The following is a 22,143-nucleotide window of genomic DNA, read 5'->3' as shown; positions in this document are numbered from 1 at the left end:
CGGACCACTGGAACCGCACCCGATAGCCGTTTCCAGACGTACGATCCGGCGGAATCGGACGTAGGATTCAATCAAGATAGCGCCCGAACGGGCGCTCCTACGCGATATTGTGGGAAGCGCGCATCGCCAGACGCTGCCCCAGCTGTACCGGCATCTCGGGCTTGAGTTCGGGATTCAGTGCGGCAACGCCCTTCGGCAGCAGCACAATCACCGTGCTGCCGTAATTGAAGCGGGCCATTTCGGCGAAGCGTTGCAGGGTGATGCCCTGGCCGCGATAGTCCTTGGTGGTGATCCGGTCGCCATAGGCCGGGATTTCGATACCGCTCCAGACCGTTTCCACGCCGGAGACCAGCAGGGCGCCGACCATGACCATCGCCATTGGGCCGAAGTCGGTGTCGAAATGACAGGCCAGGCGTTCGTTGCGGGCGAACAGGCGCGATACGTTGCGCACCGCATCCGGCCCGACCGAGAACAGCCGGCCCGGCACATGCACGGTTTCGCGCAGGGTGCCGGTCCATGGCATGTGTACGCGGTGGTAGTCGCGCGGGGACAGGTACACGGTGGCGAACACACCGTCGGCGAATGGCTTGGCGGCTTCGGCATCGCCCAGCAGTTCGGCGGCGGTGAACGACTGGCCCTTGGCCTGGAAGATCCGGCCATCACCATTGCCGAGCGGGACGATGTCGCCGCATTGGCTGATGCGTCCATCGGCCGGCATCACCAACGCGGCGGGGTCAGGTTCGGCCTCGCGTGCGCCAGACTTCAACGCGCGGGTGAAGAACGCATTGAAGGTCGGATAGGCGCGCGGGTCGGGCTCGGCGGCCTCCGACAGATTGACGCCGAACTTGCGGGTGACCGTGTCAATCAGCCAGCGGCTGATGGCAGGACTGCGCGAATACGCCAGCGACCGCGCCAGCGAGGACAGCACCCGATGTGGCAAAACATGGGTGAGGGCAGTGACGAAGCTCATGGCGAGGCCTTGGTCAGGGCAATCAGATCCGCCGCAATCGCCTTGGGGTCGAACGGTGGCACGATCACGCCGGCCATGCGCGCCTGCGGATCAAGTACGACCATGCTCGCGCTATGGTCGATGCTGTAGTCATCGGCGCGCCCGCTGGGGCCCGCTACCTTCATGAACACCAGCGACAGCGAGCGTGCGAAAGCTTCAAGTTCCGACACCGGCGCGGTGGCTGCCAGCGAGTCGGCATTGAATGCGTGCGCGTAGTCGCCGGTGATCTTCGGCGTATCGCGGGCCGGGTCGGCGGACACGAACAGCACGCGCGGTCGGGAGGCCTCGGGCAATGCGGCCCATTGTTTCTGTGCAGCGGCCAGCTGCGCCAGCGTGGTCGGGCACACGTCAGGGCAATGGGTGAAACCGATGAACACCAGCGTCCAGTGGCCATGCAGTTCCTCGCCAGTCAGTGCGGTGCCGTCGGACTGCTGCAGCGAGAACGCCGGCAGCACGCGCGGCGTCGCCATCAAGGTGATGCTGCTGACCGCGGGCAATGACGATGTGCTTGCACCGCCCGTATGCGATCCGAACAGGCCTTGCGCGGCCCACAAGCCTCCGGCTGCTGCAAATGCAGCGATGATCAACAGGGGCAACGCACGTTTCGACATGGCGATCTGCAATATGTAGGCATCAAGGCGATGCACCATGATACCGACCCGCCACCGCTATACTGCGCGGTCTGGTGCCACGCCACTGCGAACCACACGTCATGTCCCAGGAATTGCAGACCATCATCGACCTGATCCGCTACGGCGGCAGCCGCTTCAATGCGGCCGGGCTGACCTTCGGCCACAGCTATGACAACGCGCTGGATGAGGCGACCCAACTGACCCTGCATGCGCTGCATCTGCCGCACGACCTGTCGCCGGTGTATGGCAATGCGCGGGTGACCGAGGCGGAAAAGGAAGAAGTCCTCAGCCTGTTCCTGCGCCGCATCGAGGAACGCATCCCGGCCGCCTACCTGACCGGCGAGGCCTGGTTCGCCGGGTTGAGTTTCAAGTCTGATCCGCGCGCGCTGGTGCCACGATCGCCCATTGCCGAGTTGATCGAATCCGGCTTCCAGCCGTGGCTGGGTGACCGCGAAGTGCGCCGGGCGCTCGATCTGTGTACTGGTTCTGGCTGTATTGCCATCGCGATGGGGCATCACAATCCAGGCTGGCAAGTGGATGGCACCGACATCAGCGATGACGCGCTGGCGCTGGCCAACGAGAACAAGCAGCGCCTGCATGCCAACAACGTGCGCCTGCTCAAGTCCGACTTGTTCGCCGGCTTGTCCGGCCAGCACTACGACCTGATCGTCACCAATCCGCCCTACGTCACCAACGACGAGACCGATGCGCTGCCCAGCGAATATGCGCATGAACCCGAGCTCGGCCTGCGTGCGGGCGACGACGGCCTGGATCTTGCATTGCGGATCCTGCGCGATGCGCCGCTGCATTTGGACCGCGACGGCTTGCTGATCTGCGAAGTAGGCGAGGCCGAACACGCACTGGTCAAGCTGCTGCCGGAACTGCCGCTGGTCTGGGTCGAGTTCAAGGTCGGGCAGATGGGCATCTTCGTCGCCGAATGCACCGACCTGGTTGCGCACAACACGAAGATCACTCGCTTGGCCGATGCGCGTGAAAACAAGGCGCTCGAAGCAGCAACTGGCGCCGGGTTGTTCTGACCCTTGAATACGTTCGGCCACCTGCTGCGGGTCACCACGTTCGGCGAATCGCACGGACCGGCAATCGGTTGCGTGATCGATGGTTGTCCTCCAGGCCTTGCGATTGCTCCGGAAGAATTCGCGCATGACCTGGCACGTCGCGCGACCGGTACCTCGCGGCATACCTCGCAACGGCATGAAGCCGACGAGGTCGAAATCCTGTCCGGCGTGTATGAAGGCCTCACCACTGGCGCGCCGATCGCTGTGTTGATCCGCAATACCGATGCGCGCAGCAAGGATTACAGCCGGATTGCCGAACAGTTCCGTCCCGGCCACGCCGATTACACCTATTGGCAGAAATACGGCCTGCGCGATCCGCGCGGCGGCGGGCGTTCGTCGGCGCGCGAAACCACGATGCGCGTTGCCGCGGGCGTGATCGCCAAGAAGTGGCTCATCCACCGCCATGGCGTGCAGGTGCGTGGCCACGTGGCGCAGATCGGCGAAGTAGTGCCGCATAGCCACAACTGGAGCGCGGTGGAAACCAATCCGTTCTTCTGGCCGGATGCGGCGCAGGTGCCTGAACTCGAGGCCTACATGGACGCGCTGCGCAAGTCCGGTGATTCAGTCGGCGCGCGCCTGGTCGCGGTTGCCGATGGCGTGCCGCCGGGTTGGGGTGAGCCGATCTACGGCAAGCTCGACGCCGAACTCGCCGCGGCGATGATGTCGATCAACGCGGTCAAAGGCGTGGAGATCGGCGCCGGATTCGCCAGCGTGGCGCAGAAAGGCAGCGAGCATCGCGACCAGATGTCGCCTGGAGGATTCCAGTCCAACCATGCCGGTGGCGTGCTGGGTGGCATTTCCAGCGGCCAGCAGGTGGTTGTGTCAGTGGCATTCAAGCCGACCTCGAGCCTGCGCCTACCGGTGGATGGCGTGGATATCCACGGCGAAGTCGCCCAAATCATCACCACCGGTCGCCATGATCCCTGCGTTGGCCTGCGCGCGACACCGATCTGCGAGGCGATGCTGGCACTGGTGCTGATGGACCAGGCCTTGCGCCATCGCGCGCAGTGTGGCGATGTCGGCGAGGTCTCGCCAAAAATTCCACCACACATCCCGCCAAACCCAACGATGTGAAACCTTGCGTGCGGCGGTGAGAGCGTCGGGTGGCTCGCGTAGCGGCGTTTCGAGCTGCGGAGCGAACGCCCGGCGGTAGGCACCGTTGCTTCCCTCCGAAGGCGCGTCATCAGCATCCAACAAAGGACGTCATGAGTAATTCCAGGCAATTCAAGGTGGCAGTAGTAGGCGCGACCGGCGCAGTTGGCGAGGTGATGCTGTCGATCCTGCACGAGCGCGGGTTTCCGGCCAGCGAAGTGATCGCACTGGCGAGTGCGCGTTCGGCGGGCAGCAAGGTGAAGTTCGGCAATCACGACATCGTCGTACGGGATCTGGCGACGTTCGATCCCAGTGACATCGATATCGCACTGTTCTCGGCGGGTGGTTCGGTATCAAAGGAATACGCGCCCAAGTTCGCTGCTGCGGGTGCTGTCGTCATCGACAACTCCTCGGCGTTCCGCAATGACGACCACGTGCCGCTAGTGGTCAGCGAAGTCAATCCCGAAGCCGCACGCGAGCGTCCGCACGGGATTATCGCCAATCCGAATTGCTCGACCATGCAGCTGATGGTCGCGCTCAAGCCATTGCACGATGCAGCCAGGATCGAGCGCATCAACATCGCGACCTACCAGTCGGTGTCCGGCACCGGGCAGAAAGCGCTGGAAGAACTCGGCAGGCAGACCGCAAACCTGCTGGCCTTCAGGGAGGCCGAGCCCGAAGTCTACCCGGTGCAGATCGCTTTCAACGTGATCCCGCATGGCGGCGATTTCATGGACAACGGATACACCACCGAGGAAATGAAGCTGGTTTGGGAGACCCGAAAAATTCTGGCTGACGACACCATCCTGGTGAATGCCACCGTGGTCCGCGTACCGGTGTTCTATGGCCATTCCGAAGCGGTGACGATCGAAACCCGCGACAAGCTGACCGCCGTGCGTGCGCGCGAATTGTTGGAAGCTGCGCCGGGTATCGAGGTGGTTGACGAGGCGCGTGGCGGGGGTTATCCGACGCCGGTCACGCACGCCTCCGGCAAGGATCCGGTATACGTGGGTCGTATCCGTGAGGATCTCTCGCATCCGCGTGGCCTGAATTTGTGGGTAGTGGCCGACAATATCCGCAAGGGCGCGGCCCTCAACGCAGTGCAGATTGCAGAGGTGCTGGTGGCGGACGGGTTGCCGGCCAAGGCCGCGCACGGCTAGAGTCGCTGCGGGATAACAAGGGAATTTTTGTGATCAGGGCATTTGTGAACAAGATATTGCGCACCGCGATAGCCACAGGATTGCTGCTTGTGGCGGGCAATGCGCTTGCCTTGGGCCTGGGGCAGATTGAAGTCAAGTCGCGGATCAACCAGCCCTTGTTGGCGGAAATCCCGATTGTTTCGACAACGCCCGGCGAGCTGCAGGCATTGCAGGCACGCCTGGCATCGCCAGACACGTTCCGCAGGGTAGGCCTGGAGCCACCCCAGGGCATCGCCGCCGACCTGAGGTTCAGCCTGGGCAACGATGCCCGAGGCCGCCCGGTGATCCGGGTCACGACAACTGCGCCCGTCAACCAGGCGGTGCTGAATTTCCTGATCGAAGTGGATTGGGGCCAGGGTCGCCTGGTGCGTGAGTACTCGGCCCTGATCGATGCTCCCCGCACCGCCAGCGCACCGGTGCAACCCGCGATCAGTGCGCCGGTCGTGGCCGCACCGAATGTGGTGCAACGTCCGGCTGCACCGATGCCGGTCGCCGCGCCTGCGACGGTGGAAACACAAATCGCCACTGCGCCGCTTCCACCTGCAGCGAAGCCAGCGCCAGTGGCCATGGCACCGGCACCTGCTGTCGAACCGATTCCACCTTCGATGCCTGCGGCTGAGCCTGCGTCAGCTTCCACTGCAATCACACCAGCGCCGCGCCAGCCACAGCCAGCTGCCACGCCCACGCCGCCGCGCACCGTCGCCGCTGCAGTACCAACACCAGCACCAGCCACCAAGCCGCCGTCGCAATACGGCCCGATCAAGGCTGGGGAAACCCTGTCGAAGATCGCCAGGGGCCTGGGTCAGGCGAGCCCATACAGCCTCGACCAGACCATGTTGGCCTTGCTGCGTGCCAATCCGGATGCCTTCCTGAACCACAACATCAACCTGCTTCGGCAGGGTTCGGTGTTGCGCGTTCCTGGCGGCGAGGGCCTGGGCAGCATCAGCACCGATGAAGCAAAGCTCGTCGTGCGCGAACAGATGCAGCAGTGGCGACAAGCCAGGCGTCCAGTCCTGCAGCCCGATGCCGCAGTCGCCGGAAATGCCACCAAGCGCGATGTGACTCCAGACAGACTCAAGGAAGCCACATCGAAACCGGCCCCGGCCAAGCCTGCAGAGACGGCAAAACCCGCCGCAACAGTAGCGGCAGCCGCAAAGCCTGCAAAGACGCCAAGTCAGGTGCAGGCGCGGCTGGAAATCGTGCCGGCGGCGGTTCCTGGCAAGGCCACAAGTACAAAATCCGGCACCAGTGCCGGAGGCGAGGGCAGCATGCTCCAACAACAATTGCAGCAACGCGACGAAGACCTGGCTGCACGCAAGGCTGAGGTCAGCGACCTGAAGGAACGAGTCGCCGAACTCGAAAAGCTCAAGCAGCAGCAAGCGCAGTTGCTGACCATGAAGGACAGCGAACTGGCCGCAGCGCAGCAGCGCCTGGCGGATGCGCGTACTGCGGCCAACGCCGCGGTAGCGAAACAACCTGCCCAGGCTGCAACTCAGGCGACCCAGACAACCCAGCCAGCGAAAGAACCGCAACAACCGCATGCCAGCAATATCATGCCGTGGCTATGGAGTGGCTTGGCGGTCGTTGGCCTTGGCTTGTTGGCATGGCTGCTCTCCCGCCGTCGGCCGGCACCAGTTGCGCCAACCACCCGTCGCAGCTTCGACAGCGAGGCGCTTGCGGCCAGCATGCGCCGTCCGCTCGCAGCCGTGGCGGTTGCACCAGAGCTCGAAGCTGCCACCACCGAGGTTGGAAATGTGGCGCCGCCAACAGCGGCACAGGGCGAAGTGGGACGGGTAATCGACGTCGCCGATCTGCCGACCACGCCGGCGGCACATGTCGAAGCGCCCACCTGGCATTCCGGTCATTGGGTGAAGGCTGGACCGGAGCCAGACGCGGCTGCGCCGACGGCAAGCAAACCCCGCTTTGTGCCGCTAGTCGAGCTTCCGCCAGAGCCGCTGCCGGAGCCGGCCAGCGCCGAACAACGAATGAAACTGGCGCGTGCTTTCCTGGATATCGGCGATGAGCATTCGGCCAAGCAGTTGCTGATCGAGCTGAAGGAAGGCGCCGCAGATTCCATGTTGCGCACCGAAGCCTCGAAGCTGTTGCGCGACATTGGCTGAGGCACGCACTAAGGACAGGCATGCGGCTGGCGCTGGGGATCGAATACGACGGCAGTGGGTTCTCCGGCTGGCAAAGGCTGAGCGCGGCAGGATCGCAGGTGCGAGATGGCAGCCTGCAGACCGCACTGGAAAATGCACTTTCCAAGGTAGCCAATGTGCCGACTACCACGATCTGCGCCGGGCGAACCGACGCTGGCGTGCATGCACGCTGCCAGGTCGTGCATTTCGACACCGATGTCGTGCGCGACGCGCGCGCCTGGCAACTAGGCATCACTTCCAACCTGCCGCGGGGTATGTCGGTGCGCTGGTGCGTGCCGGTGGCCGATGATTTCAGTGCGCGTTTTTCCGCGCGCGCGCGCCGCTACCAATACCGGCTCTTCAGTCGCATCACCCGACCGGCCCTGATGGGCCAGTACCTGGGCTGGGAACGGATGCCGCTGAATGGGCAAGCGATGCATGAAGCTGCCCAGGCCTTGCATGGCATGCAGGATTTTTCCGCGTTCCGCAGCTCTCAATGCCAGGCCAGCCATGCACGTCGCGATATGCAGAGGATCGATGTGCGTCAGGACGGCGATGAAACGATTGTCGAGGTCCAGGCCAACGCCTTCCTGCACCACATGGTGCGCAATATCGTGGGTTCGTTGCTGTGCGTCGGGCGTGGCGAACAACCACGCGAGTGGATCGCCCAATTACTGGATGGGCGCGACCGCAGCGTGGCAGGCCCCACCGCGCCTGCTGCCGGGCTGGTGTTCCTCGGGCCGTGTTATCCGCCAGAATGGGGTCTCCCGCCGGAAGTCTGTGGCGATGACGCCGTCGGCTGAGGACACACGATGAATCGCGCACTGTTCCGTACCCGAATCAAGTTCTGCGGCCTGACCCGAGCCGGCGACGTGCGCCTTGCGGGCGAGTTGGGCGTGGATGCGGTCGGCCTGGTCTTCGCGGGGCAAAGCAAGCGCCGGATCGCGCCAGAGGCAGCCCGTGGCCTGCGCGATGCCTTGGGTCCCCTGGTCGATGCGGTGGCGTTGTTCATGGACAACGAAGTGGATGAAGTACGCGCCGCGATCGCCCATGCGCGCCCGACCTTGCTCCAGTTCCATGGCAACGAGGACGATGCGTTCTGCCGCCGGTTTGGCTTGCCCTACCTGAAGGGCATCGGCATGGGCGGCGAGGAGGCAGTGCTATCCGGCCGCCTGCTACATGCGCGCTATCCACATGCAGCAGGCTTCGTGCTGGATGGACATGCGCCCGGCGCGGCCGGTGGTAGCGGCCTGCGCATGGCGCTTGCGCGCATTCCGGACGACATGAGCAAACCTTATGTGCTTGCCGGTGGGCTTTCCCCTGATAATGTCGGTGCCGCAGTGCGCGCGGCAACGCCCTGGGGCGTGGATGTATCCAGCGGCATCGAGTCCGCACCTGGGATCAAGGATGGCGCCCTGATGCGCCGATTCGTGGAGGAAGTGAGACGTGCCGATTGCATCGAGCTTGGCGAGGGCGACAGCGTCCATGGCTGTAACGCCTGTGGCCGCTGATCCCAACGTTCCGATCGATTTCCACGCATGGCCGGATGCGTCCGGGCATTTCGGTCGTTACGGCGGGCGTTTCGTCGCTGAAACACTGATGGAGCCGCTGCAGGAACTGGCTGCGGCCTACGATGCCGCACGCGTCGATCCTGCCTTCATCGATGAATTCGAGCGTGACCTGGCCCATTACGTCGGCCGCCCCAGCCCGATTTACTTCGCCGAACGGCTGAGCCGTGAAAACGGCGGCGCGCGCATCCTGCTCAAGCGCGAGGACCTGAACCACACCGGCGCGCACAAGATCAACAACACCATCGGCCAGGGGCTGCTGGCCAGCCGCATGGGCAAGACCCGGATCATCGCCGAGACCGGCGCCGGCCAGCATGGCGTGGCGAGCGCGACAGTCGCCGCGCGGCTGGGGCTGGAATGCGTGGTGTACATGGGCGCCACCGACATCGAACGGCAGATGATCAACGTCTACCGGATGAAGCTGCTGGGCGCGACCGTGGTGCCTGTGACCAGTGGTTCGGCCACGCTCAAGGATGCGTTGAACGAGGCCATGCGCGACTGGGTCACCAATGTGCGCGACACCTACTACATCATCGGCACGGTGGCTGGCCCGGATCCGTATCCGCGCATGGTCCGCGACTTCAATGCCGTGGTCGGGCGCGAGGCGCGTGCGCAGATGCTGGCCGAATACGGATGCCTGCCAGACGTGGTGACCGCCTGCGTGGGTGGCGGCAGCAATGCGATCGGCGTGTTCCATGCGTTCCTCAACGATCCTGGCGTGCGCATCGTTGGCGCTGAAGCGGCGGGAGAGGGCATCGAGACCGGCCATCATGCGGCGTCACTGACAGCCGGGCGCCCGGGCGTCCTGCACGGCAACCGCACTTATGTGATCTGCGACGACGACGGCCAGATTACCGAAACCCATTCGGTCTCGGCCGGCCTGGATTACCCCGGCGTCGGTCCGGAGCACGCCTTCCTGAAGGATGCCGGCCGCGCCGAATACGTGGGTGTGACCGACGACGAAGCACTGGCGGCGTTCCACCTGTTGGCCAGGACCGAGGGCATCCTGCCTGCGCTGGAGTCCAGCCATGCGATCGCCCAGGCCTTGAAACTGGCGCGCGAACTGCCGCCCGACGGCATCGTGCTGTGCAACCTGTCAGGTCGCGGTGACAAGGACGTGCATACGATCGCGGGCCGCGAAGGATTTGCGTTGTAGGGGGAAGCTGGCCCGGAGCGCCCAGTTGCGCGACAATAGCCGGCTAATCAACGATCCAGGAGTCCGGCCATGGCCGACCAAGACAATGCCCAGGCCCAGCCCGAGGCCAATCAACAATCCAATGTGGACCCGAAGTTCTTCGAGTGCGTCAATGAATACCTCGAGCTCACCCATCGGCAGGCCCAGCAGTTCGGCGACAAGCGCATCAGTCTGGCCAGCATGTTTGCCGCCGCACGCTTCAATTCGCATGTGTTCCTGACGATGATCGACCCGTCCCGTGTGCCGGGCGAGCGCACCGATTTCCTGGACTACATGACCCATATGTATCGCCGGATGCTCAATGAACATCTGGATGGTTTGGGGCAGGAACGCAACATCGACGTGGGCGAGTCCGAGCTGGCAGCGGAATACGCAGACGCAGGCCTGCAGGTCGGTCGCATGGCCACGCCTGCGGAAGGCGCTGCCACCCCGGCCAATGACTACGTGTCTGCCGCCGGCGCCGTGCCACCGCTTGCTCCGGCCAAGGAATGACCCGATTGCAGCAACGGCTGGGCGCCTTGCGTTCAGCCGGGCGCAAGGCGCTGGTGCCGTTCATCACCGCGGGCGATCCATCGCTGGCGGCGACGGTGCCGGTCATGCATGCGCTGGCTGAAGCCGGCGCGGACGTGATTGAACTTGGCGTGGCGTTCTCCGACCCGATGGCGGATGGGCCGGTCATCCAGCGCAGTTCCGAACGCGCGCTGCTGCGCGGCGCCGGCCTGCGCTACGTGCTCGATTGCGTGCGCAGCTTCCGCGAGCGCGACGAGGCGACGCCGGTGGTGCTGATGGGCTACCTGAATCCGGTCGAGATCCGCGGTGTGGCCACGTTCGCGGCCGATGCGGCCGAGGCTGGCGTCGACGGAGTGCTGCTGGTGGACCTGCCGCCGGAAGAAGCCGACGAATACCGCGCTGCGTTCAGGCATCACAGCCTGGCGTTGATTTCGCTGGCGTCGCCAACTACACCGCAAGCACGGCTCGAACGCCTGTGCGCCCAGGCCGACGGTTACCTCTACTACGTCAGCTTCGCCGGCGTGACCGGGGCGGATCGGCTGGACGTGAGCGATGCCGGCCAACGTCTGCAGCAACTACGCTCGCTGGGTCCTGCGCCGGTGTTCGCCGGTTTCGGCATCCGCGATGCAGTTAGTGCACGCGCAATGGCCGAGCATGCCGATGGCGTGGTCGTGGGCAGTGCTTTGGTCTCCGCGCTGGCTGGCAGTGTCGATGCCGACGAAGCGGCAACGCGCGCCGCGGCATTCCTGCGTCCGTTGCGCATGGCACTGGACAGTCCGGCTGTCGTAGCCGCCTGAGTCGACTGCGCTAGACTCATCGGCGGTCATTCGGGCACCCGCCTGGATGACGAATCAAGCCGATGCGCCTGATGAACGAAGGTGATGCTTCCGAATGAGCTGGCTAAAAAAATTGATGCCCGCGCGCATCCGCACCGAAGCCGGCGCGGATCGCAAGCGCAGCGTGCCCGAGGGACTGTGGGAAAAGTGCGAACGTTGCGGCGCGGTGCTGTACCGGCCCGAGCTTGAGGCGAACCTCGAGGTCTGCCCGAAGTGCAATTTCCACATGTCGATCCGCGCGCGCGCGCGGCTTGCCGCATTGATGGATGAGGGCTTGGGTGTTGAGATCGGCGCCGAACTCGGCCCGGTCGACGTGCTCAAGTTCAAGGATCAGAAGAAGTATTCCGACCGGATCAAGGCCGCGCAGAAGAATGCCGGCGAGCGCGATGCGCTGATCGCGATGCAAGGCAAGCTCGATGGCCATGACCTTGTCGCATCGGCCTTCGATTTCGCCTTCATGGGCGGCTCGATGGGCTCGGTGGTCGGCGAACGTTTCACCCTCGCTGCGGAACGCGCGCTGGAACTGGGCTGCCCGTTCGTGAACTTCTCCGCCAGCGGCGGCGCGCGCATGCAGGAAAGCCTGTTCTCGCTGATGCAGATGGCCAAGACTTCAGCCGCACTGGGGCGAATGCGCGCCGCCGGCTTGCCGTACATATCGGTGCTCACCCATCCGACCACCGGCGGCGTGTCCGCCAGCTTTGCGATGCTCGGGGATATCAACATCGCCGAGCCCGAGGCCTTGATCGGTTTTGCCGGCCAACGCGTTATCGAACAGACCGTGCGCGAGAAGCTGCCTGAAGGGTTCCAGCGCAGTGAATTCCTGCTTGCACACGGCACCGTCGACCAGATCGTCGACCGCCGCGAGATGCGTGGTCGGCTGGCGCACCTGCTGGCGATGCTGATGAACCGCCCTGCGCCGCTGGACGACGCGGAGGCCGCATGAGCCGGCGTTACTTCGGCACCGACGGTATCCGCGGCAGGGTCGGCGAGGGCGTGATCTCGGCAGACTTCGTGTTGCGCCTGGGCAATGCCTATGGTCATGCACTGACCGCGGCGGCACGCGAGCAGGACCGGGTCTGGCGCAATCCCATGGTTCTGATCGGCAAGGACACCAGGATTTCCAACTACATGTTCGAGGCTGCACTTGAAGCCGGCCTGGTCGCCGCGGGCGTGGACGTGCAACTGATGGGTCCGATGCCGACTCCTGCGGTGGCGCACCTGACCCGATCGATGCGCGCCGATGGCGGCATCGTCATTTCCGCCTCGCACAACCCGCATAACGACAACGGCATCAAGTTCTTCTCCGCACATGGTGAAAAGCTCGACGACGCAACCGAACTGGCAATCGAAGCCGCACTCGACCAGCCGTTCAGTACGGTGGCATCGGAGTTGTTGGGCAAGGCGGTGCGAACCCGCGACACCATTGGCCGCTATGTCGAAGCCTGCAAGAATTCGGTACCGAAGGGCTTCAACCTGGACGGCATGCGGATCGTTGTGGATTGCGCGAACGGAGCGACCTACCAACTCGCCCCGCTGGTGCTGCGCGAACTCGGCGCTCGTGTCGAGGCCATCGGCGTCGAGCCGAACGGGCTGAACATCAACGAAGGCGTCGGTTCAACGCATCCTCAGTTGTTGGCTTCGCGCGTGCGCGAGACCGGCGCCGACCTCGGCATCGCCTTCGATGGCGACGGCGACCGCGTGCTGTTTGTCGATGCCGATGGCAGCGTGCATGACGGCGACGACCTGCTGTACGTGCTGGCCTGCGACTGGCAGCAAAGTGGGCGCCTGGATGGCCCGGTGGTCGGGACGTTGATGACCAACTATGGTTTCGAGTGTGCGCTTGGCGAGCGCGGCATCGACTTCCTGCGCGCCAAGGTCGGCGACCGTCATGTGCACCAGCAGTTGCTGGCGCATGGCGGCGTACTTGGTGGCGAAGCATCGGGGCATTTGCTGTGCCTGGACCGTACCAGTACCGGCGACGGCATTGTCAGTGCGTTGCAGGTGCTGGAAGTGTTGCAGCGGCGGGGTATTGGCCTGGCCGAAGCATTGCAGGGCTTGCACAAGGTTCCGCAAAAAACCATCAACGTGCGCTATGCCGGCACCAGCAAGCCGGCCGAAGCCGCCAGCGTGCAGGCTGCGCTCGTGCAGGCACAGGCCAGCGTCGAGGGACGTGGTCGCGCCTTCCTGCGTGCGTCTGGCACCGAGCCGGTGGTGCGGGTCACGGTCGAAGCCGATGACGTCGCGCTGGTCGATGCCACACTGGAACGCCTCGCCGCAGCCGTGCACGATGCTGCCGCCGTTGCAGCGACCTGATCGAAGTCTCAAACCTATAGCCCCGCGGCGGATCCACACTCCGCGCAACCCTTGCAGGCCAGATGCCATGAGCAGCCGGATCCCGACCCTCGATATTCGCCGTTTCACCCAGCCAACAAGCCCTGAAGACCGCCAGGCCTTCATCGACGAGCTTGGCGCCGCGTACCGCGAATGGGGGTTTGCCGGCATCCGCAGCCACGGCATTCCGCAGCAACAGATCGATGAGGCTTACCGGACTTTCCAGGCCTTTTTCGTACTACCGGAAGCGGCCAAGCGCAAGTACCACGTGGCGGGTGGCGGCGGTGCGCGTGGTTACACGCAGTTCGGCGTGGAAACCGCGAAGGGCGCGCAGTATTCCGACCTTAAGGAGTTCTGGCACATCGGTCGCGAAATCCCGCGCGATTCGCAATATGCCACGGACATGCCCGAGAACCTGTGGCCGGACGAAGTGCCCGGTTTCCAGCGGGTCGGCTATGGCCTGTACCAATCGCTGGATGCACTCGGTTCACAAGTACTGTCGGCACTGGCCCTGCATATCGGGCTGGCCGTGGACTATTTCGCCGACAAGACCGACTTCGGCAATTCGATCCTGCGCCCGATCCACTATCCACCAATCACCGCCGATGACATCCCCAATGTCCGCGCCGGTGCGCACGAGGACATCAATCTGATCACTTTGCTGGTCGGTGCCAGCGCCGCTGGCCTGGAAGTGTTGTCGAAGAAGGGCGAGTGGGTGCCGTTTACATCGGACGCCGACACGATCGTCGTCAACATCGGCGACATGCTGCAGCGCCTGACCAACCATGTGTATCCATCGACCACGCATCGCGTGGTGAACCCACCTGGAGAACAGGCGCGCCAGCCGCGCTATTCCACGCCGTTCTTCCTGCACCCGAATCCGGATTTCCTGATCGACGTGCTGCCGTCCACGATGTCCGCGGACAACCCCAGTCGCTATCCGGAGCCGATCACCGCACAGGATTATCTGGAAGAACGCCTGCGCGAGATCAAGCTGAAGTAAGCCAGATCAGGATGGTGCATGCTGGGTTTAGAACCCGCTGGCTTTACTTGGCCATCCAGAAGTACACCGCAGCCATGCGCTTGGCCTCCAGTGTGTCTCCGCAATAGGCGGTGGCGCTGTGGATCATGTTGCTCTGGTAGAGCAGCAGGCTGTTGTATCGGTACGGGATCGAGACATCCTCGACGAACGAGTCGGGTGGCACGAAACGTGTGCCCAGCGCTTCAACCAGGTTTGCGTTCGGTGGCGGGGCGATGTTGCCGCCAAGCCGTCCCATCGGCAGCCGCTGGCGGTAGAAGCTGGTGCCGCAATGGGCGGGCACGCCTGGGTTTAGGTAGAGAACCGCAGCGTAGCGACACAACCTGCGCGAGTCCGTGTGCGGGCGCGGTTCGCATTCTCCGGCGCCGACGACCTGGATGCAGTTGTGGTTGAGCCGGGCGTTGTCGTCGCCGGTGTCGCCGACCCAGAGTTTCTTCGCACCAGTCGCGGCCCTGACCTTGTCCTCGATGATATCCAGCTCATCAGGCAGCAGGCCGGGGATCACCCTCCGGCCAGGCCAGCTTTCCTGCTTGAACGGGTAGCCATCGATCCAGTCTGTACGCTGCAATGTCCTTGCGCGCACGGCATCAGGGTCGGGCAGGGCATCGTCGAACAACCAGTAGTCGCGCCCTTCGGTGGGCTTGCGGTACGGCAAGATGCGCATCGATTGTGCGGGGCGATTCATCGCGCCGACTATACCGGCTGGCGTAGATGCCTTGCTAAACTGCAAATACTGCAACCATCGGAAGAAATCATGCGCCAGAGGATCGTTGCCGGAAACTGGAAGCAGCATGGCGATCGCGTGTTTGCGCGCATGCTGGTCGATGCGGTCATCGCCGGCCCGGCACCCGCCGGCGTCGTTCGGGTGATCCTGCCGCCGCTGCCGTACCTGACCGAGCTGATCGACCGCTGCGATGCCTGCGGCCTGAAGTTCGGCGCGCAGGATGTCAGCGCCAATGAGCAGGGGGCCTATACCGGCGAAGTGTCCGCTTCGATGCTGGAAGACATCGGTGCATGCTACGGGTTGGTCGGCCACTCCGAGCGGCGCCATTACCATCAGGAAAGCAACGAGCTGATCGCAGCCAAGTTCATGGCTGCCAAGAACGCCGGCCTGATCCCGATCCTGTGCGTAGGTGAATCCCTGCGTGAACGCGAATCAGGCCAGACCGAATGGCGTATCGAGCAGCAGCTGCAGGCGGTGTTCGATGTTGCCGGGAAACATGCATTCGCCGGTGCGGTGGTCGCCTACGAGCCAGTGTGGGCGATAGGGACTGGCCAGACCGCCAGCCCGGCCCAGGTCCAGGCCGTGCATGCGTTTATCCGTGGCGAGATCGCCGCGCGCGATGCTACAATTGCGGATTCACTGCCGATCCTCTATGGCGGCAGCGTCAAGCCCGACAATGCCGTCAGCCTGTTCTCGCAGGCAGATGTCGACGGTGGGCTCATCGGCGGCGCCTCCCTGGTCGCTGCCGACTTCCTGGCCATCGTGGCGGCTGCTGCCGTCTGATCCAGCCCAATTCGCACCATCTGATACGGAACCACGCACCATGCTGTTGCAACTCGTGAATGTGCTTTACGTTCTGGTGGCCATTGCCATGATCGGCCTGATCCTGATGCAGCGCGGTACAGGCGCGCAGGCAGGCTCGGGTTTTGGTGGCGGCGCGTCGGCCACCGTGTTCGGTTCCCGTGGGTCGTCCAATTTCCTGACCAAGAGCACCAAATGGTTGGGGGTGCTGTTCTTCGGCATCAGCCTGGGCATGGCGTATTACGCCAGCAAGACTGCACGCGAAGGCAATGGACCGACCGCAGCCGACCTCGGCGTGATGGGGCAGACTGCGCAGACCAAGCAGCCGGCTCCCGTTGCCAAGGTGCCGACCGCACAAGTCCCCGCAGCAGGCGCAACGCAGCCGGCCAGCCCGGTCAACCTGCCGCAGTATGACCAGAAGGCCCCGGCCGGATCGGCGCCTGCGCAGCAGGCACCCACGCCAGCGGCACCGGCGCAAGGCAAGTAATCGGCCTTACAATATTGGCGGCGCAAGCTGCACCCGTTTGTTTGCCCAGGTGGCGGAATTGGTAGACGCACTACCTTGAGGTGGTAGCGATTTAGGTCGTAGGGGTTCGAGTCCCCTCTTGGGCACCAATTAGAAGTAACAAAAAACCCGCAGCGATGCGGGTTTTTCTTTGGCCCCGGACTGGTCTGCAACTAATCCGTCGGATAGTAAATGTGCCTGCTACCAGGCTCGAAATGATTGACGTCCAGCGTCCACTGGATATTCGGCCAGAGGTAGGTGAGCGTTTTCTGCCTGGGTCGGAAGGCGGCGGTATACAGGGTTGCACGGCTGCGTTCATGCGCGAGTGAAAAAAGCGGCGGACGCAGGAATGCGGCGATGAATTTGTCCTGTGGTTCCTGGTGCAGGGTCAACCGCCGCAACAGATAATGTTCGCGTTCTATGGTGGCTGTTTGATACACATGGCCGCTGACTTCGAAGCCAGGCTGATGGTTTGTAGCCACGGCTGCGGTCGTCACTTGAGCGGGTCTGTCGGGCGACAGGTGAACCGTTACACGGGCTCCGCTGGCGTCGAGAGCGGTGACGTTGTAGGCCATGTGCGTCGGGATGCGGGCAAGTGCCACCGCTGCCTCGGCGACCGTTGAGCATGTCTCGAGTACATAACGCAGCACGATTGGAACGCCGAATCCCACGCCAACCTCGCGCCTGCCTCCGAACGTCAGCGACAGCGCCAAGCCATCTTCGTTGATTCCATCGACCAGGCCTACCAGACAATCACTGGTGCCCAGCACTCGACGCGTACCCCACTGCGTATGCAGGATCAGCGCGTCGAAGAGTTTCGAAGAATAGTCGTAATTGCGAACCAACAGCGGCTCGTGCCCCGGCCAGATGGCCTGCGAGCAGGCACTGTCATAAGCCGGCGGGCACCAGAGACTGAGGAACCTGGCTGCCAGGTCGCCGCCACCTGCTAGCTCGGCCAGTTTCGCCCATCGCGGCACGAACTCCGGCATGTGCAATTCAAGCGCTCTTCGGCACGCCAGGAAGCTTGGGCGCGCCAGGCTGCCGTCGCGGACATACCACTGACGATACGCAGGCCATAAACGCCCGAACACACCCTGCCAGGCGTGTCCGGACGCATCGTCTGCCATCGCGGTAAACGTGATGTTCAAGATGACATCCTGGTGACTTGAGTTATGCCAAGGCTGCCATCAGAGAAACTTGAAATCGTGCGCGGCGATTTCCTCTTTTACCGGCCCTGTGAGCGGCTCGGCCAGATACTGGCCGCGAATCCCGTCGATCCACTTGCGTGATCGTTCGGTGAGCGCGAAGCCGTCGGTCATGGCCCGGCCGCGGGTCACCAGGATGCCCAGATCGGCGCCTTCATAGCGGTAGTCACCGGTCTTGAGGATACGCAGGAAGAACGCCTCGTTCTCGTTGCGCACGGCACGCCTGTGATAATCGAAACGCGAGAACGTCACCTTGCCATCGTCGTCCATCCGCCATATCCCCGTTTCCGGCGCACGGGTAATGCGATCAATCGAATCGTCGGTGTGCTTGATCACCATCTGGCACCACGAATCAATATTTTGTGGATCGGCCCAGCGGGCGTTGAGCTCGGGGATGTCCACGTTGAACGGGACACCCGAGAATTCCAGGAGATGAAACAGCGCCAGCGGCGCATCGGCATGGGCGAATGCCGCATGGTTGGTCATGGAACTTGCGCCAGTGATTCGCGGGTTCAATTCACCCAGAAAGATTTCGCGGGTCTTGATGTCGATCAGGAAGTCGAGCTCGAAATAACCCCGATAGCCTTCCTTTCGCAGCTGCTCGCCGAAGGCGAATGTGTAATCGCGGGCCTTGGCGCGGACGCGGGCAGAAAATGCATTGGCGAATATTTCATTGCCGCACCAGCCGCCCCGGTAAGGCGTCAGTTCACCGAAGCCGACCAATTCTGTCATCAAGGGTCCGACAATCGTTCCCGACTTGGTCGCACAGGCCTCGATCGCGGCGCCGCGGCAGTTGATCCGCTTCATCACCTTGATCTCGCCATGGCCGATGATTTCATCCGCGTGCTTGGCAAAATCAGCCTCGCACTTGATGAAGAACGTGGTGTGCCCGGAATCGCCATATGCCGATTGCAGCACCAGGTCATCGCCGAGCTTGGCTTTCGCGGCAACCTCGGTCAGATGCTTGTAGTCATTGATCTGCGACAAGGCATTCGGAACGCTTGGAACCCCTGCCTTGTTGCCGATCCGGACCGTCTCGATCTTGTTGTCCAGGCGGCTGCGCAACTCGGCGGGCGGAAACCATATCTTCGCGCCAAGCTCTTTCGACAGCGCCTCTGTCTGTTCGTCGAACATCAGGAAGATGAACTTCGGCTCGCCACCGCGCTGCGCGATGTGATCGATCACTTCCTTGTGTTGCAACAGGTAGTTGTTGATGTCTTCGATGGACTCGAATTCGGCATGCGGTTGTTCCGACGGGCAGAACACGTTCGGATGCTGGCCGTCGTAGCAGTCGATATAGGAGATGAAGCTGAAGTTCTTGGCCCATTCATCGAGACCGAGCAGGTTGAAGTTGGTCGCGCTGATGAAGTAGATGGGCTCCTCGTGACGATGGAAGAAGCGACGGACTTCTGAAATGTTCTTGAGTTTCTTGTGTGCTGTCATGATCAGGCCTCCGTAGGCATCGAATGCGTCAGTGCGGAGTCGCCGAGCGCCTCCTCGGTGAAGATGCGCAAGCCAAGGTCAGGCCTGTAGCCATGTATTTCCTTGACGTCGAGCGCACGCATGAATCGCAGGATTTCTTTCGAGATGATTTGCCCCGGCACCAGGATCGGGAATCCGGGCGGATAGGGAATGATGAAAGCCGTCGATACCAGTTCGCGACCCGCATCCATGGCCGCCTCCATCGAGCCGTCCTCCAGCAGGAAGTATTCACACTTGGCTTCGTCATATGCGAGGAAGAATGCGGAACGGATGTCGCCCTCGTCGGTTCCTTCGTCGAGGCCACGCCGAAAGCTGTCGTGGAATCGCGAGAAATCTGGTAGTGGCGGATAGTCTTCGGTGAGTGATTTAACCTTGCCTTCGAATGCACGCTGTTCGACCGCACTGGCGTCCTCGGATTGCGATTCAAGGTCGCGGGCGATGCGCACCAGCACTTCGACCAGATACGCAACGGAAGACAGCGTCGTACCGATATTGGTCATGAACAGCACGGTGTTGCGCGAGGTCTTGTTGATCTGGATGCCGTGCTTGTTCATCAAGATTTCGTTTTTGAACGTGTCGCCATCGAAACCCGCCTTGCCTACTGCGAGTGTGACGCGACTGGCGTCCAGCGCGAACTCGTCCTTGGCAAAGGCATTCCAGGTGTCGTTCCAGCCCGACTCGGAGTCCCAGTAGGATTTGATGTTCGATTGGCGGTGTGCCTCGGGAATCAGCTCATTGACCGACAGCACCTTGAAATAGCGACGCAACAGTGGATGCGAGTCGATCGCCTTGCGCATCGACATCGCCGCCTCGATCTGCTTCTGCACCAGTTCGAAGCCCTCCAGTTCAACCTGCCGTCGGCCCACATCGAGCGAGGCGATGATCTGGTAGTTGGGCGACGTGGATGTATGCGTCATATAGGCTTCGTGGAACGCCTGTTCGACTTCGCCCTTGAAGTCCTGGTCATGCACATGGATCATCGAACCCTGTCGCAACGAGGTCAGGGTCTTGTGCGTGGATTGCGTGGCGTAGACGCGAACGCGGGCTTTGCCGGGATCGGGGATCAGCCGCACGTCGAGCAGTTCCTCGTCGCTCAGCCCTTCGATCTCCTGCTTGTGTGCCGCGTAACGCTCGACACTTGCCGGCGCGCGGTATCGGTCACGCAGCACTTGCGCCGTTGCCATGGCCGTACGCTGGCGATAGGTGGGCGAAAAGCGCGCGAAGGCAAACCAGGCCTCATCCCACAGGAACACCAGGTCCGGCTTGATCGCCAGGCATTCTTCCATCACCCGCTCTACGTTATAGATGATGCCGTCGAAGGTGCAGTTGGTCAGCAGCAGCATCCGCACGCGGTGCAGTTTTCCGGCCCGCTTGAGCTTCAGTAGCTGATGCTTGATTTCACGCAGCGGGACCGCCCCGTACATCGAGTATTCGCTGAGTGGATAGCTATCCAGATAGATGACATGGGCACCGGAGAGCACCATGCCGTAGTGGTGCGATTTGTGGCAGTCGCGGTCGACCAATACGATGTCGCCCGGCCTGACGATGGCCTGGACCACGATCTTGTTGCAGGTTGACGTACCGTTTGTCGCGAAAAATGTGTGTTTGGCACCAAAAGCACGCGCCGCCAGTTCCTGTGCCCGCTTGATTGGACCAACCGGTTCCAGCAGGGAGTCAAGGCCACCGGACGTCGCTGAAGTTTCCGCCATGAAGATGTTCATGCCGTAGAACTCGCTCATGTCCTGTATCCAATGCGAACGGATCAGCGACTTGCCCCGGCTGATCGGCATTGCATGAAACACACCTGTTGGCTGCTTGGAATACTCCTTCAAGGCGGTGAAGAAAGGCGTGTTGTAACGGGAACTGATGCCACGCAGGATATTCAGGTGCAGCTCGGTGAAATTTTCCTGGTTGTAGAACACGCGAGCGCACTCGCCGAGGTTCCGGGAAGCGATCTGTTCCACCGACCGATCAGTCACGAGGAAAATATCCAGCTCCGGGCGGATCTTCCGTAACAACCGGCAAAGCTCTGGGCCGTAGTCTTCCGGATCCATCGAAGCGAGGTTTTCGTCACCGACCCGGCGCAGGTACCGGTTGAGAACTTCCAACTTGTTGGCGGAGGCGAATGCGAAGTCGTATCGCACCACCACGGACTGGATGTCGTGGTTAAACAGTACGGCGATCAGTGCGTCTTCGAACGAACCGACGATCACCGGCTCGTAAACAAATCTATCGTCAGGCTGGCGTTCATCGCGAAGTGCCTGGCATTGCGAATCCTGCTGGCTTGCACTCATGTTGTCCACGATCAGCACTTCAAAGAAGGGCCGCGCACGTGTCTTGTGCTGCGGCTCCATGTGCTCTGGCTCATCCGCTGATTCGCGCTCGGGATCGATTACGAACTCGTCCAGGTGCCTGCGATATGCACCGGTCTGGAACGTGCGAACCATCCGGTTGATGGCAATCGAGAATGCTTCGTGATCATCACGGGCAAGGATCCGATGCAGTTGTTCAAGCCCGCGGCGCCCGGGAAACGCCCAGTAGGCTTCGATGGGACCCAGCGCCCAGAGCAGGGAGTGAGCCTTGTCGAGCAACTTTTCGCGACTCTCGCTATCGGTAACGTTGCCGAGTTGCTTGGCAACGCTCTTCAGGGACGTCCAACGATCATTGCGCAGGTGCGATGCGGAGTAGTAATCACTGAGCGGCGCTGGCGCTCTGTCTTCGCTTCGCGCGAATTCCATGCCGGTACCAAATTCAGGGCGGGATTCAGGCTCGCCAGCTATGGGTGTGTCGCGCTTGGCCCG

Annotated in this window: 20 protein-coding genes and 1 tRNA gene; 15 read left to right on the top strand and 6 right to left on the bottom strand. The window is 62.6% G+C overall.

The features are described 5' to 3' along the window. Window positions 1-97: 97 nt before the first annotated feature. Window positions 98-970 (bottom strand): archaetidylserine decarboxylase, encoded by an 873-nt coding sequence (gene asd, locus PSV05_RS10680; protein WP_300064928.1) that lies wholly within the window; start codon window positions 968-970, stop codon window positions 98-100. Continuing rightward, a complete protein-coding gene (locus tag PSV05_RS10675) occupies window positions 967-1,620 on the bottom strand; it encodes an SCO family protein (protein WP_300065482.1) in 654 nt (217 codons plus the stop codon). Before PSV05_RS10675 ends, asd begins: the two co-directional genes overlap by 4 nt. Before the next feature lie 101 nt (window positions 1,621-1,721). Between PSV05_RS10675 and prmB the strand changes: the two genes are divergently transcribed. The 12 genes from prmB (at window position 1,722) to PSV05_RS10615 (ending at window position 14,589) form a co-directional block, all read left to right on the top strand. After that, window positions 1,722-2,678 (top strand): 50S ribosomal protein L3 N(5)-glutamine methyltransferase, encoded by a 957-nt coding sequence (prmB, locus tag PSV05_RS10670; RefSeq protein ID WP_300064926.1) that lies wholly within the window; start codon window positions 1,722-1,724, stop codon window positions 2,676-2,678. A gap of 3 nt (window positions 2,679-2,681) precedes the next feature. After that, window positions 2,682-3,791: a chorismate synthase gene (aroC, locus tag PSV05_RS10665; RefSeq protein ID WP_300064924.1), complete on the top strand. Its 1,110-nt coding sequence runs from the start codon at window positions 2,682-2,684 to the stop codon at window positions 3,789-3,791. 131 nt (window positions 3,792-3,922) lie between these two features. Beyond that, entirely contained in the window at window positions 3,923-4,969 is a 1,047-nt protein-coding gene (locus PSV05_RS10660; protein WP_300064922.1) for an aspartate-semialdehyde dehydrogenase, read from the top strand. A 44-nt stretch (window positions 4,970-5,013) separates the two neighbouring features. Continuing rightward, entirely contained in the window at window positions 5,014-7,128 is a 2,115-nt protein-coding gene (locus tag PSV05_RS10655) for a FimV/HubP family polar landmark protein (RefSeq protein WP_300064920.1), read from the top strand. A 20-nt stretch (window positions 7,129-7,148) separates the two neighbouring features. Beyond that, window positions 7,149-7,949, top strand: coding sequence for a tRNA pseudouridine(38-40) synthase TruA (gene truA, locus PSV05_RS10650; RefSeq protein ID WP_300064918.1), 801 nt, complete (start codon window positions 7,149-7,151; stop codon window positions 7,947-7,949). A 9-nt stretch (window positions 7,950-7,958) separates the two neighbouring features. Then, on the top strand, window positions 7,959-8,657 hold the full coding sequence (locus PSV05_RS10645) for a phosphoribosylanthranilate isomerase (protein ID WP_300064916.1): 699 nt from the start codon (window positions 7,959-7,961) through the stop codon (window positions 8,655-8,657). After that, window positions 8,632-9,870, top strand: coding sequence for a tryptophan synthase subunit beta (gene trpB, locus PSV05_RS10640; protein ID WP_300064914.1), 1,239 nt, complete (start codon window positions 8,632-8,634; stop codon window positions 9,868-9,870). The genes PSV05_RS10645 and trpB overlap by 26 nt, the downstream gene beginning before the upstream one ends. Before the next feature lie 69 nt (window positions 9,871-9,939). After that, complete coding sequence (locus tag PSV05_RS10635) at window positions 9,940-10,401, top strand: DUF3144 domain-containing protein (RefSeq protein ID WP_300064912.1); 462 nt, start codon at window positions 9,940-9,942, stop codon at window positions 10,399-10,401. Further along, window positions 10,398-11,216, top strand: coding sequence for a tryptophan synthase subunit alpha (trpA, locus tag PSV05_RS10630; protein ID WP_300064910.1), 819 nt, complete (start codon window positions 10,398-10,400; stop codon window positions 11,214-11,216). The genes PSV05_RS10635 and trpA overlap by 4 nt, the downstream gene beginning before the upstream one ends. A gap of 94 nt (window positions 11,217-11,310) precedes the next feature. Continuing rightward, entirely contained in the window at window positions 11,311-12,198 is an 888-nt protein-coding gene (accD, locus tag PSV05_RS10625) for an acetyl-CoA carboxylase, carboxyltransferase subunit beta (RefSeq protein WP_300064908.1), read from the top strand. Further along, a complete protein-coding gene (gene glmM, locus PSV05_RS10620) occupies window positions 12,195-13,568 on the top strand; it encodes a phosphoglucosamine mutase (protein ID WP_300064906.1) in 1,374 nt (457 codons plus the stop codon). The genes accD and glmM overlap by 4 nt, the downstream gene beginning before the upstream one ends. Before the next feature lie 67 nt (window positions 13,569-13,635). Further along, the gene (locus PSV05_RS10615; protein ID WP_300064905.1) at window positions 13,636-14,589 is read left to right on the top strand and encodes a 2-oxoglutarate and iron-dependent oxygenase domain-containing protein; all 954 of its coding nucleotides are present in this window, start codon (window positions 13,636-13,638) and stop codon (window positions 14,587-14,589) included. Between the two features lie 43 nt (window positions 14,590-14,632). Here the strand turns inward: PSV05_RS10615 and PSV05_RS10610 are convergent, their stop codons facing one another. Further along, window positions 14,633-15,310, bottom strand: coding sequence for a DUF6445 family protein (locus PSV05_RS10610; RefSeq protein WP_300064903.1), 678 nt, complete (start codon window positions 15,308-15,310; stop codon window positions 14,633-14,635). Between the two features lie 69 nt (window positions 15,311-15,379). Here PSV05_RS10610 and tpiA point away from each other — a divergent pair, with 69 nt between their 5' ends. From tpiA to PSV05_RS10595, 3 genes are all read left to right on the top strand, one after another. Next, on the top strand, window positions 15,380-16,132 hold the full coding sequence (gene tpiA / locus PSV05_RS10605) for a triose-phosphate isomerase (protein ID WP_300064901.1): 753 nt from the start codon (window positions 15,380-15,382) through the stop codon (window positions 16,130-16,132). Between the two features lie 40 nt (window positions 16,133-16,172). Then, complete coding sequence (gene secG, locus PSV05_RS10600; RefSeq protein ID WP_300064899.1) at window positions 16,173-16,637, top strand: preprotein translocase subunit SecG; 465 nt, start codon at window positions 16,173-16,175, stop codon at window positions 16,635-16,637. 43 nt (window positions 16,638-16,680) lie between these two features. After that, window positions 16,681-16,765, top strand: a tRNA-Leu gene (locus PSV05_RS10595). Window positions 16,766-16,828: 63 nt separating this feature from the next. On the opposite strand, the gene PSV05_RS10590 is transcribed toward PSV05_RS10595, so the two are convergent. The 3 genes from PSV05_RS10590 to PSV05_RS10580 are packed head-to-tail and all read right to left on the bottom strand — an operon-like array spanning window position 16,829 to window position 22,080. Next, window positions 16,829-17,782 carry a C45 family peptidase gene (locus tag PSV05_RS10590; protein WP_300065480.1) on the bottom strand — a complete coding sequence of 318 codons (954 nt, stop codon included), beginning with the start codon at window positions 17,780-17,782 and terminating at the stop codon, window positions 16,829-16,831. A 60-nt stretch (window positions 17,783-17,842) separates the two neighbouring features. Next, a complete protein-coding gene (locus PSV05_RS10585; protein ID WP_300064897.1) occupies window positions 17,843-19,303 on the bottom strand; it encodes a biotin carboxylase in 1,461 nt (486 codons plus the stop codon). Between the two features lie 2 nt (window positions 19,304-19,305). Then, window positions 19,306-22,080, bottom strand: a complete 2,775-nt coding sequence (locus tag PSV05_RS10580) for an aminotransferase class I/II-fold pyridoxal phosphate-dependent enzyme (protein ID WP_300064895.1) — start codon at window positions 22,078-22,080, stop codon at window positions 19,306-19,308. Window positions 22,081-22,143 lie beyond the last annotated feature (63 nt).

The sequence above is a fragment of the Thermomonas sp. genome (assembly GCF_029945965.1).
Taxonomy (GTDB): Bacteria; Pseudomonadota; Gammaproteobacteria; order Xanthomonadales; family Xanthomonadaceae; genus Thermomonas.
Note: the sequence above shows the minus strand (reverse complement) of the source record. Positions and strands in the feature narration are given on the sequence as shown.

Excerpts from the sequence above, each read along its gene's own strand:
- asd (WP_300064928.1), bottom strand. The coding sequence starts at position 970 with ATGAGCTTCGTCACTGCCCTCACCCATGTTTTGCCACATCGGGTGCTG.
- PSV05_RS10675 (WP_300065482.1), bottom strand. The coding sequence starts at position 1,620 with ATGTCGAAACGTGCGTTGCCCCTGTTGATCATCGCTGCATTTGCAGCA.
- prmB (WP_300064926.1), top strand. The coding sequence starts at position 1,722 with ATGTCCCAGGAATTGCAGACCATCATCGACCTGATCCGCTACGGCGGC.
- PSV05_RS10660 (WP_300064922.1), top strand. The coding sequence starts at position 3,923 with ATGAGTAATTCCAGGCAATTCAAGGTGGCAGTAGTAGGCGCGACCGGC.
- truA (WP_300064918.1), top strand. The coding sequence starts at position 7,149 with ATGCGGCTGGCGCTGGGGATCGAATACGACGGCAGTGGGTTCTCCGGC.
- PSV05_RS10645 (WP_300064916.1), top strand. The coding sequence starts at position 7,959 with ATGAATCGCGCACTGTTCCGTACCCGAATCAAGTTCTGCGGCCTGACC.
- trpB (WP_300064914.1), top strand. The coding sequence starts at position 8,632 with ATGGCTGTAACGCCTGTGGCCGCTGATCCCAACGTTCCGATCGATTTC.
- PSV05_RS10635 (WP_300064912.1), top strand. The coding sequence starts at position 9,940 with ATGGCCGACCAAGACAATGCCCAGGCCCAGCCCGAGGCCAATCAACAA.
- trpA (WP_300064910.1), top strand. The coding sequence starts at position 10,398 with ATGACCCGATTGCAGCAACGGCTGGGCGCCTTGCGTTCAGCCGGGCGC.
- accD (WP_300064908.1), top strand. The coding sequence starts at position 11,311 with ATGAGCTGGCTAAAAAAATTGATGCCCGCGCGCATCCGCACCGAAGCC.
- glmM (WP_300064906.1), top strand. The coding sequence starts at position 12,195 with ATGAGCCGGCGTTACTTCGGCACCGACGGTATCCGCGGCAGGGTCGGC.
- PSV05_RS10615 (WP_300064905.1), top strand. The coding sequence starts at position 13,636 with ATGAGCAGCCGGATCCCGACCCTCGATATTCGCCGTTTCACCCAGCCA.
- PSV05_RS10610 (WP_300064903.1), bottom strand. The coding sequence starts at position 15,310 with ATGAATCGCCCCGCACAATCGATGCGCATCTTGCCGTACCGCAAGCCC.
- tpiA (WP_300064901.1), top strand. The coding sequence starts at position 15,380 with ATGCGCCAGAGGATCGTTGCCGGAAACTGGAAGCAGCATGGCGATCGC.
- secG (WP_300064899.1), top strand. The coding sequence starts at position 16,173 with ATGCTGTTGCAACTCGTGAATGTGCTTTACGTTCTGGTGGCCATTGCC.
- PSV05_RS10590 (WP_300065480.1), bottom strand. The coding sequence starts at position 17,782 with ATGGCAGACGATGCGTCCGGACACGCCTGGCAGGGTGTGTTCGGGCGT.
- PSV05_RS10585 (WP_300064897.1), bottom strand. The coding sequence starts at position 19,303 with ATGACAGCACACAAGAAACTCAAGAACATTTCAGAAGTCCGTCGCTTC.
- PSV05_RS10580 (WP_300064895.1), bottom strand. The coding sequence starts at position 22,080 with ATGGAATTCGCGCGAAGCGAAGACAGAGCGCCAGCGCCGCTCAGTGAT.